At 55.9% G+C, this 3192-nt stretch carries 2 protein-coding genes; both read right to left on the bottom strand.

What is annotated here, in order from left to right; all coding sequences use genetic code 11:
- Positions 1-343: 343 nt before the first annotated feature.
- Positions 344-2263: an ArnT family glycosyltransferase gene (locus EJP87_RS11300; protein WP_130471982.1), complete on the bottom strand. Its 1920-nt coding sequence runs from the start codon at positions 2261-2263 to the stop codon at positions 344-346.
- A complete protein-coding gene (locus EJP87_RS11305; RefSeq protein WP_130471983.1) occupies positions 2227-2892 on the bottom strand; it encodes a histidinol-phosphatase in 666 nt (221 codons plus the stop codon). The genes EJP87_RS11300 and EJP87_RS11305 overlap by 37 nt, the downstream gene beginning before the upstream one ends.
- Positions 2893-3192: the final 300 nt, after the last annotated feature.

A 3192-nucleotide genomic window follows, 5' to 3' on the forward strand; every position in this document is an offset into this window, starting at 1 on the left:
CAGCATCCCCATGGGGGTAGAGCCAGCGAGCCAGCACAAACCTGAATGGTTTCCCTTTTTTCATCCCGCAATCCACTCCTGTCAAGCCTCTTCCCAGGGCAAGCGCATATGCCAATTTCTTCACTGTTGCCACTACCTGAAAATGTGCAGGTCGGGCTCCGCCCTCCCAAAGCGTGCCCCTGCGGGGCACAAATTGGTGCGGCGTGCGCGAATGCTTCGCATTCGCTTCTGTAGAAACGCCGCACATTATCAGCAGGGCTTTGCCCTGCACCCACCAGGAGGAGATAATCTCCTCCTGGACCTCCATGGTGATTTTTTGATTATTAATGCGCTTGCTCTGAGCCTACTCCTTTTTTTGTATGGATGGTACAGAGCTTTCCAGGGAAGGACGATAGAGCAGATAGCGCTCCTTGGTATCACCCGGACGTTCCCCTTGCCAAATGGTGGTACCGCTAAAGTGGGGGCGCTCGCTGCGATCCAGAGAATATTGCCACAATACCAGCGGACAACCGCTCTCCGGCCAGCCTGTCTCCAAGCGTTTGGTTTTGATCTGACCGAAATAGTGCAGCATGGCCCGTTGTGGCTCACCCAGGTTGCGGCTGCCGATACAGTGCGCCTCGGTCTGGGCTACAGCCTGACCCAGTTCTGCAAATACCCCCCGATAGGTTTTGCCATAATCGATCACCGGCAACCACAAGGTCATCAACAACAGCCAGACCAGGGTGATGCCAGCGCTCCAACCAGACAAAAGCGCTCGTTGTGAAAGTTGCAGCAGCGGGCGGCACTGCCAGGCAAGCAGCGTGGCTGCTGCTGCCGGTAAAAAGGTGGACCAACGAAACAAAATCCCCTCCTGATCGGGAATGACAAAAGATTCGGCAAAGCCAGCCATGTTCCATTGACCGCTGGCAAAGGCGCTGGCCAATGCCAACAGCCAGACCAGCCAGATCACTCCTGCAGTCCCGGTAAAGAGCCAGGTGACAGTGCGTATACCCCAACGAGGAGCCGGTTGTGGCTGGCGCAACAGCGGGGTTGCCAACAAAACCAGAGGCGGCAGCAAGGGGAGCAGATAGAGAGAGCGGGTGGCTGAGGAGGCAAACAGAGTCAGCGAGACCACAGCGCTCAAGAGCAACGGCAACAGCAGAGGCTCGCCGGGAGCAGAGCGGTTCAACCAGGCGCGCCAGCAGCGGCGCTGTTGCCAAAGATGGTAGAGAGCCATGGGTAATACCGGACCGCTGAACCAGAGCAGTGCTTTCAAATAATAGCCGCGCTCTTGACTGGTCGCCAGATGCGAGGAGCCGAGAAAACGGCCCAGATTGTTTTGCCAAAACCAGACATCAAACAGCTCAGGGCTCTGTTGATAGAGACTGAGCGGCCAAATCAGCAACCAGGGCAGCGCAGAGAGAGCGGCGAGGAGAAGGGTCAGGAAAAAATTTTTGTGGCGCCAGCCAGGAAAGAGCAGCAGCAGGGCGCAGAGGGCAGAGTAGAGCAGGGGCACCAGCAACCCTTTGGCCAGAAAGGCACTGCCGACACCCGTTCCGAGAAGGAGGCCCGCCACAATGGGCTGAGTGGCGGAGAGGGTCATGCCCAGCAGGGCAAGGGAGTATCCGGCCAGCAGAGCGGTATCGGTAATCATTTGGTGGGCGTGGGGCAGCAGGCCCAGAGCACCCATGAGCAACATAGGTGCAAGCCAACCGCTGCCAGTGCCGAAGAGTTGACGGGCGGAGAGGCCAAGGCAAAGAAAGGTCAGAGCCATAAAGAGTCCGCTGGTCAGGCGAGCGGCATCGTGCAGAGGCAGAGAGTCTGGCAACAACCGAGTGAGCAAGGCAGCAGTGATAAAATAGAGCGGGGGTTTTTCCATGAAAGGTTCCCCGGCCAAGGTGGGTACCAAATTGTCGCCGGTTTCCAGAATATGCAAAATCAACCCCATGCTATAGGCTTCATCCGGTTTCCAGGGATCGTGGCCGATCAGGCCAGGAATAGTCCAGAGCAGCAGCAGAAAGAGCAGGAGTGGCAGAGGCTGCTTGAGTCGGGCCAGGGCAGCAGGCAGGGGAGGCAGAGGAGTTGGGGCAGCGACGCGGCAGGGAGCTGCGGTGCTGCCTGTTGGTGCGGCAGCGGGTTGGTAGGCGCTTTGTTGATCAGCTTGTTCCATCTGCTCGTTCACTGGCTTGCCTTGCTCTATTCTCTGCCTTGCCTGCTCTGCCTGTGCCACCCTTGCTGCATTGCTGCTCAAGGAGCAGGCTGGCGCAGAGAGATGATTGGCCACTCTTTTTCCTGGGCCACCTGACGGAGTTTTTCATCGGGATCGACGGCCACCGGATAGGCCACCTCACCGAGCAGGGGCAGATCGTTATGGGAATCGCTGTAAAACCAGCTTTCCGCCAAATCGGTACCGGTCTGTTTCATCCATTGCATCATGTGCAGCACTTTGCCTTCGCGAAAACAGGGGATACCATCGGGTTGACCGGTAAATTGACCATCGATCTCTTCCAGACCGGTTGCCAGCAGGGCATGGACTCCCAGATGTTGGGCGATAGGGGTGGTGACAAACTGGTTGGTGGCGGTGATGATAATCAGGGTATCGCCCCGTTGCCGATGCCACTGCAGCAAGGCAGGGGTGTGTGGGGCGATGATGGGGAGGATTTTTTCTTGCAGATAATCGCTGCGCCATCGGTCGAGGATGGGGCGTTGATATTGGGCGAGGATGCCAGCCTGAAAGGTGAGATAGGCTAAGATGTCCAGGGTGCCCTGCTGATAATCGAGAAAAAACTGGTCGTTTTGCAGACGATACTCCTTTTCGTTGACGATACCTTTCTCAATCAAAAATTCGCCCCATAAATGATCGCTGTCTCCTGCCAGCAGGGTATTATCCAGATCAAACAACGCCAGAGCCATCCCTATTCTCCGCAAGTAAAAAAGGTGATTCAGCAAAAAGATACTTGCATTTTTTCTTCTGCTGTCCGAGGATTCTTAAATAGAGGGAAGAAGATTCATAATAAAAATGTGTGGAGCCAACCGGCTCCCTGACTAATGTACAAAATATTGTGGAGAGGGTCCAATGGTGAACGCACTGTCCGAAGTTTCTTCGCATGCTACTCCCCCGGCTGGTCCATCGCAACACCAAAACAGTCCAGCGGTGGTGGCAGAACAGATTCGTACCAACAACTCCGAACAAACGCAAGTGCGCAATGTGGA

It is taken from the genome of Candidatus Magnetaquicoccus inordinatus, from assembly GCF_004217665.1.
Classification (GTDB): Bacteria; Pseudomonadota; Magnetococcia; order Magnetococcales; family Magnetaquicoccaceae; genus Magnetaquicoccus; species Magnetaquicoccus inordinatus.

Coding starts and splice junctions, on each gene's coding strand:
- EJP87_RS11305 (WP_130471983.1), bottom strand. CDS start 2,892: ATGGCTCTGGCGTTGTTTGATCTGGATAATACCCTGCTGGCAGGAGAC.